We start from the raw sequence: 6,189 nt of genomic DNA, 5'->3' as shown, positions 1-6,189 counted from the left end.
CCGCAATACATCGCAATCGACTGCGGCATCGTCGGCAGCCTGACCCCGGAAGACCAGGATTATCTGGCACGCAACCTGTTCGCCTTCTTCAAGCGTGACTACCGCCGTGTGGCGCAATTGCACATCGATTCAGGCTGGGTGCCGGCGGAAACCAAGCTCAACGAATTCGAAGCGGCGATCCGTACTGTGTGCGAACCGATCTTCGAAAAACCGTTAAAAGATATTTCATTTGGCCAAGTGCTAATGCGCCTGTTCCAGACCGCGCGCCGCTTCAACATGGAAGTTCAGCCGCAACTGGTGCTGTTGCAAAAAACCCTGCTGAACATCGAAGGCTTGGGCCGGCAGCTTTATCCGGATCTGGATCTGTGGAACACCGCGCAACCCTTTCTCGAACGCTGGATGCGCGAACGCGTCAGCCCGAAAACCCTGCTCGGCAACGTGCAGAGCCAGTTCGAACAGCTGCCGCACCTGGCCAACATGGCCCGCGACCTGCTCGAACGCATGTCCCAACCCCACGCTTACGATCCGCCCCCGCCGTGGCACAAACGCAAGGACGACTGGTTCCTGCGCCTGCTCGGCTGCACCCATCTGGCGGGCGGCGCGATCCTTTTGGTGGGCGGCCCATTGAACGAACTCGGCCATTGGCCGGCCGGCATCATGGTGGCGGTCGGCTTGTATCTGGTCGTTCGAAGATAGCCGGATCGAGCTGCAAGCGATAAGCTTCGAGCTCCAAGCGCCAAAACACGGCACAACTCAAACCTGCTCTAACTTGCAGCTTCAAGCTTGTCGCTCATAGCTGCTTCAGGAACTGAAGATGACCCACTGGCTGGACGAGATCAAATGGGACGCCGATGGCCTGGTGCCGGCGATTGCCCAGGATCACAAGACCGGACGCGTATTGATGATGGCCTGGATGAACCGCGAAGCCCTTGAGCTGACCGCTGCGGAGAACCGTGCCATTTACTGGTCACGTTCCCGTGGCAAGCTGTGGCGCAAGGGCGAAGAATCCGGCCATATTCAAACCCTGCATGAGATGCGTCTGGACTGTGATGCCGACGTGATCATCCTGATGGTCGAGCAGATCGGCGACATCGCCTGCCACACCGGCCGTCAAAGCTGCTTCTATCGTGTCTTCGAAAACGGCGACTGGACAACCGTCGACCCGGTCTTGAAAGACCCGCATGCAATCTATTCCGCAGGACACAAACATGAGTGACACTCTCACCCGCCTCGCTCAGGTGCTGGAAGAGCGCAAAGGCGCGGCGGCCGACAGCTCGTATGTCGCCAGCCTGTACCACAAGGGTTTGAACAAAATTCTTGAGAAAGTCGGCGAAGAATCGGTCGAAACGATTATTGCCGCCAAGGACGCCGCGATCAGCGGCGATTGCAGCGACGTGATCTACGAAACCGCCGACCTGTGGTTCCACAGCATGGTCATGCTCGCCCAACTGGGGCAGCATCCGCAGGCGGTGCTGGATGAACTGGATCGCCGCTTCGGTTTGTCCGGACACGTCGAGAAAGCCTCACGTCCGTCCGCCTGAACAATTTTTAGAGAGGAATTGCCACATGGGTATTTTTGACTGGAAACACTGGATCGTCATTCTGGTAGTCGTGGTGCTGGTATTCGGTACCAAGAAGCTGAAAAACCTCGGCACTGACGTGGGCGAGTCGATCAAGGGCTTTCGCAAAGCCATGAACGACGACGAAAAACCTGCGGATCCGACCGTGACGCCTGCGCAACCGGTGCCGCCGGTTCAGCCGCAAACCACCGCCCAGGCCAACCCGCCTCACACCATCGATGTGCAGGCGCAAAAAGTCGAAGAGCCGATCCGCAAAGACGTGTGAGCACTGACTAATGTTTGGTATCAGCTTCTCTGAACTGCTGCTCGTCGGCCTCGTTGCCCTGCTGGTGCTGGGCCCCGAGCGTCTGCCGGGCGCTGCGCGCACCGCTGGCCTCTGGGTCGGACGACTAAAGCGCAGCTTCAACGCGATCAAACAGGAAGTTGAACGTGAAATCGGTGCCGACGAGATCCGTCGGCAACTGCACAACGAACACATTCTTTCGCTGGAGCAGGAGGCGCGGAAAATATTTTCGCCGGTTCAGCAAGAGCCTGCACCGGTCGAGCATGTCGGGGAGCAGACGATTCAGGCTCCGACAACTCCAGTAGTGCCGGCGACATCGGCGCCCGCATCCGTTGCAGCGCCGACAGAAGCCGCGCCAGCCACAGCAGAAACCTCGGTTGAACACATAGCCCCGACCGCCGCGCCGACGGCACCGGCCCCTCACGACCCTACATTGCCGCCGCGAGCCCCATGACAAGGGCCTGTCATCGGTCATTTCCTGTGCCGCGTTGTCGCCTGAAAGCGGGCCAGGCAAGGCGTAGGTCGCAGGAAATGTTTGCTCCCTTTTCAAGGACTACAACGCAGCCTGGCCCGCTTTCAGGCACAACCCGAAGGGCCGGCCCGTATTTGCGCAGGGCTGCGTTACTCGTCGCTTATTTGATACGCCAAACTACGCGCCTCGCGCCTTGCCCTGCGCAAATACGGGCCGGCGCGACACAGGAAATGACCGATGACAGGCCCTAGCCTCCCCGAAAACGACCAGCACATGCCGCTGGTTTCGCACCTCACCGAGTTGCGCACCCGCCTGCTGCGTTGCGTGGCGGCGATCTTCATCATCTTCGCCGGGCTGTTCGCTTTCACCCAGCAGATCTACACGTTCGTCTCGACGCCGTTGCGCCAGTACCTGCCGGTCGGCGCAACGATGATCGCCACCGACGTGTCGTCACCGTTCCTGACGCCGTTGAAACTCACGATGATGGTGTCGCTGTTCCTGGCAATACCGGTGATCCTGCATCAAATCTGGGGCTTCATCGCGCCGGGCCTGTACAAGCATGAGAAGCGTGTCGCGGTGCCATTGCTGGTTTCCAGCATCCTGCTGTTCTACACCGGCATGGCATTCGCCTATTACTTTGTGTTCCCGTTGATCTTCAAATTCTTCGCCGCCGCCACCCCGGCCGGCGTCGAAATGATGACCGACATCGCCAGCTACCTCGATTTCGTCATGACGCTGTTTTTCGCGTTCGGCGTGGCGTTCGAAATCCCGGTGGCCGTGGTGCTGCTGGTGTGGATTGGCGTGGTCGACGTCAAATATCTGAAGAAAATTCGTCCGTACGTGATCATCGGCTGCTTCGTGGTCGGCATGATCCTGACGCCGCCGGACATTTTCTCCCAGACCCTGCTGGCCGTTCCGATGTGGATGCTGTTTGAAATCGGCATTCTGTTCGGCGCCCTCGTCAGCAAGCGCGAGCGCCCGGACGAAACCGTCGACGACCACAACGACCAGCCGCCAGCGACCCAGCCATGAACCTGCTGCTGCTCGAAGAAGCCGATTTTATTGCGGCCGACCGCGTCGTCCTGCGTGACCGGCGCCTGACCCACATGCAGGAAGTCCACCGTTCGGAAGTCGGCGACAGCTTGCGGGTCGGGCGCATCGGCGGGCTCATGGGTTCGGCCGAAGTGTTGCGTCTGGACGCGGGCGAAGCCGAGTTGAAGGTCGTGCTCGATCAGTCGCCACCGGCCAAGCTGCCGTTGACTCTGGTGCTCGCGCTGCCCCGGCCGAAAATGCTCCGTCGGGTGTTCCAGACCGTGGCGACCATGGGCGTGCCACGAGTGATTCTGGTCAACAGCTACCGCGTCGAAAAAAGCTTCTGGCAGACGCCGTTCCTCGAACCGCAAGCGATCCGCGAGCAACTGATCCTCGGCCTCGAACAGGCCCGCGACACGGTGCTGCCGGAAATCATCATCGAGAAACGCTTCAAGCCCTTCGTCGAAGATCGCCTGCCAGCCATCAGTGATGGCACCCTCGGCCTCGTCGGCCACCCTGGTCATTTCCCGCCCTGCCCGCGTGCATTGAGCGAACCGGTGACCCTGGCGATCGGACCCGAGGGCGGCTGGATTCCTTACGAGATCGATCTGCTGGGCAAGTCCGGTCTGCAACCAGTGCAACTGGGCGAGCGCATCCTGCGCGTCGAAACCGCCGTCACCGCCCTCCTCGCGCGCCTGTTCTGATACGCCATCTCTTGCCTGCCTGCGGTAGCTCCTACCTGGGCGCCTTTTGTCTGACAGTTCGCCGACTCGCTTCAGAAGCGTCGCAGCGCGCCGATACAGCTCCCATAAGTCCAATTCAGTTGTGATCAGGAAGGGAGTCTCCCGCATGTACCGTTGGTTAGCCGAGTGTCTTGGAAACGTTAGCGTCAAGCGCAAGCTGGGGATCGGTTTCGGCCTGGTGCTGCTCCTGACCCTGTTGATCGCCTTCACCGGCTGGACGGGCCTGACCGGCGTGATGAGCCGTGGCGACAAGCTGGGCTACATTTCCAGCCTCGCCGAAATGACCAAGGATTTGCGTCTGGCCCGCGTGGCTTATGAGATGCGCCGTGGCGAACAAGGTCCGGGCGCGGTGAACGAATGGCTGGGCAAACTCGACAGCGGCCTGCAAACCGCACGCGGCATGATCGAGCAACCTGCCGACATCGCGAAGATCGACCAGCAACTGGCCGCCGTCGCCGAGTACAAACGTGCTTTCGGTGACATGACCCAAGCGACCGTGCAGCGCGAAGACGCTCGCAGCAAGCTTGGCGCCACCGCCGACAACGCTGTGGCCAAGGTCGCCGACGTCGAGAAATCCATGCTGCAAGGCGACAGCGTTGCCCAGTTCAACAGCGTGATCGACCTGAGCAAAGCGTTGCAGCAAGCGCGCTACCAGGTTCGCGGTTACACCTACAGCGGCAGGGCAGATGCCGAGCAACCGGCGCTTGATGCTATCGAAGCCGCGCTGAAAATCCTCGACAGCCTGCCGTCCCGACTGCCCGAGGAGCACATCGCCAACCTGCAACAGGCCGCTGAATCGCTCAAGGCCTACCGTGCCGCTGTCAGTCAGTTCCGCGATTCTCAGCTCGTCAACGCCAAAGCCCTCAACAACATGACCGCCCAGGGCGATATTCTGATCGACGTCAGCCGCAAGCTCACGCAGTCGCAAACCATCGTGCGTGACAGCGACGTGGCTCGTGCGAAAAACCTACTGTTGCTGGCCTCGCTGCTGGCGATTGTGATCGGCCTCTTTGCCGCATGGGTCATCACCCGTCAGATCATTATTCCGCTGAACCAGACCCTGAACGTCGCCGAGCGCGTCGCCGCCGGCGACCTGACTCACAACCTGGTGTCCGAGCGCCGCGACGAATTGGGTCAACTGCAACGCTCGATGCAGAGCATGACCCAAGGCCTGCGCACCTTGATCGGTGGCATCAGCGAGGGCGTCACGCAAATCGCCAGCGCTGCGGAGGAGTTGTCCGCCGTCACCGAGCAGACCAGCGCCGGAGTCAATAATCAGAAAATCGAGACCGATCAGGTGGCGACCGCCATGAACGAAATGGCCGCGACGGTGCAGGAAGTCGCGCGCAACGCCGAAGAGGCTTCGGAAGCCGCTGTCGCCGCCGACCAACAGGCCCGCGAGGGGGACAAAGTCGTCGGTGAGGCCATCGCGCAGATCGAGCGTCTGGCGGCTGAAGTCGGTCACTCCACCGAAGCCATGAGCGAGCTGAAGCGCGAAAGCGACAAGATCGGCAGTGTCCTCGACGTGATCAAGTCCGTGGCCCAACAGACCAACCTGCTGGCCCTCAACGCCGCCATTGAGGCAGCCCGTGCCGGTGAGGCCGGTCGTGGGTTTGCGGTGGTTGCCGATGAAGTGCGCAGCCTCGCGCAGCGTACGCAGAAGTCCACCGAAGAGATCGAAGAGCTGATCGTCGGCCTGCAAAACGGCACCCAGCAAGTGGCAACGATCATGGACAACAGCCGCACCCTGACCGACAGCAGCGTCGAACTGACCCGTCGTGCCGGCGGCTCGCTGGAAAGCATCACCCGCACCGTTTCGGCCATTCAGGCGATGAACCAGCAGATCGCCGCAGCGGCCGAACAACAGAGCGCCGTGGCGGAAGAGATCAACCGCAGCGTGCTGAACGTGCGGGATGTGTCGGATCAGACCTCGGCGGCGAGCGAAGAGACAGCGGCGTCCAGCGTAGAGCTGGCGCGCCTGGGTACGCACCTGCAAATGCTGGTGGGACGTTTCAAGGTTTAAATCGATGCGCAGACCCTCGGCTCGCTCGGAACCGAGGTGATGCCATCGCTGGGAAG

Annotated in this window: 7 protein-coding genes and 1 pseudogene; all 8 read left to right on the top strand. The window is 60.9% G+C overall.

Going from position 1 to position 6,189, the window contains the following annotated elements; translation table 11 throughout:
* A pseudogene (locus GIW69_RS22975) lies at nucleotides 1-696 on the top strand (ubiquinone biosynthesis regulatory protein kinase UbiB); the annotation flags it as partial.
* Between the two features lie 118 nt (nucleotides 697-814).
* Entirely contained in the window at nucleotides 815-1,216 is a 402-nt protein-coding gene (gene hisI / locus GIW69_RS22970) for a phosphoribosyl-AMP cyclohydrolase (RefSeq protein ID WP_236485054.1), read from the top strand.
* Entirely contained in the window at nucleotides 1,209-1,541 is a 333-nt protein-coding gene (locus tag GIW69_RS22965; RefSeq protein ID WP_003220849.1) for a phosphoribosyl-ATP diphosphatase, read from the top strand. Before hisI ends, GIW69_RS22965 begins: the two co-directional genes overlap by 8 nt.
* A gap of 25 nt (nucleotides 1,542-1,566) precedes the next feature.
* Nucleotides 1,567-1,845, top strand: coding sequence for a twin-arginine translocase TatA/TatE family subunit (locus tag GIW69_RS22960; protein ID WP_085683998.1), 279 nt, complete (start codon nucleotides 1,567-1,569; stop codon nucleotides 1,843-1,845).
* 10 nt (nucleotides 1,846-1,855) lie between these two features.
* Nucleotides 1,856-2,317 (top strand): Sec-independent protein translocase protein TatB, encoded by a 462-nt coding sequence (tatB, locus tag GIW69_RS22955; RefSeq protein ID WP_236485053.1) that lies wholly within the window; start codon nucleotides 1,856-1,858, stop codon nucleotides 2,315-2,317.
* Between the two features lie 255 nt (nucleotides 2,318-2,572).
* A complete protein-coding gene (gene tatC, locus GIW69_RS22950; RefSeq protein ID WP_236485052.1) occupies nucleotides 2,573-3,367 on the top strand; it encodes a twin-arginine translocase subunit TatC in 795 nt (264 codons plus the stop codon).
* Nucleotides 3,364-4,071 (top strand): 16S rRNA (uracil(1498)-N(3))-methyltransferase, encoded by a 708-nt coding sequence (locus GIW69_RS22945; protein ID WP_236485051.1) that lies wholly within the window; start codon nucleotides 3,364-3,366, stop codon nucleotides 4,069-4,071. Before tatC ends, GIW69_RS22945 begins: the two co-directional genes overlap by 4 nt.
* A 145-nt stretch (nucleotides 4,072-4,216) precedes the next feature.
* Nucleotides 4,217-6,133, top strand: coding sequence for a methyl-accepting chemotaxis protein (locus GIW69_RS22940; RefSeq protein ID WP_236485050.1), 1,917 nt, complete (start codon nucleotides 4,217-4,219; stop codon nucleotides 6,131-6,133).
* The last annotated feature ends 56 nt before the right edge of the window (nucleotides 6,134-6,189 follow it).

The organism is Pseudomonas syringae, assembly GCF_021605415.1.
Taxonomy (GTDB): Bacteria; Pseudomonadota; Gammaproteobacteria; order Pseudomonadales; family Pseudomonadaceae; genus Aquipseudomonas; species Aquipseudomonas syringae_S.
This window is presented reverse-complemented; position numbering and strand designations above follow the sequence as displayed.

Coding starts and splice junctions, on each gene's coding strand:
- GIW69_RS22965 (WP_003220849.1), top strand. CDS start 1,209: ATGAGTGACACTCTCACCCGCCTCGCTCAGGTGCTGGAAGAGCGCAAA.
- hisI (WP_236485054.1), top strand. CDS start 815: ATGACCCACTGGCTGGACGAGATCAAATGGGACGCCGATGGCCTGGTG.
- GIW69_RS22960 (WP_085683998.1), top strand. CDS start 1,567: ATGGGTATTTTTGACTGGAAACACTGGATCGTCATTCTGGTAGTCGTG.
- GIW69_RS22945 (WP_236485051.1), top strand. CDS start 3,364: ATGAACCTGCTGCTGCTCGAAGAAGCCGATTTTATTGCGGCCGACCGC.
- GIW69_RS22940 (WP_236485050.1), top strand. CDS start 4,217: ATGTACCGTTGGTTAGCCGAGTGTCTTGGAAACGTTAGCGTCAAGCGC.
- tatB (WP_236485053.1), top strand. CDS start 1,856: ATGTTTGGTATCAGCTTCTCTGAACTGCTGCTCGTCGGCCTCGTTGCC.
- tatC (WP_236485052.1), top strand. CDS start 2,573: ATGACAGGCCCTAGCCTCCCCGAAAACGACCAGCACATGCCGCTGGTT.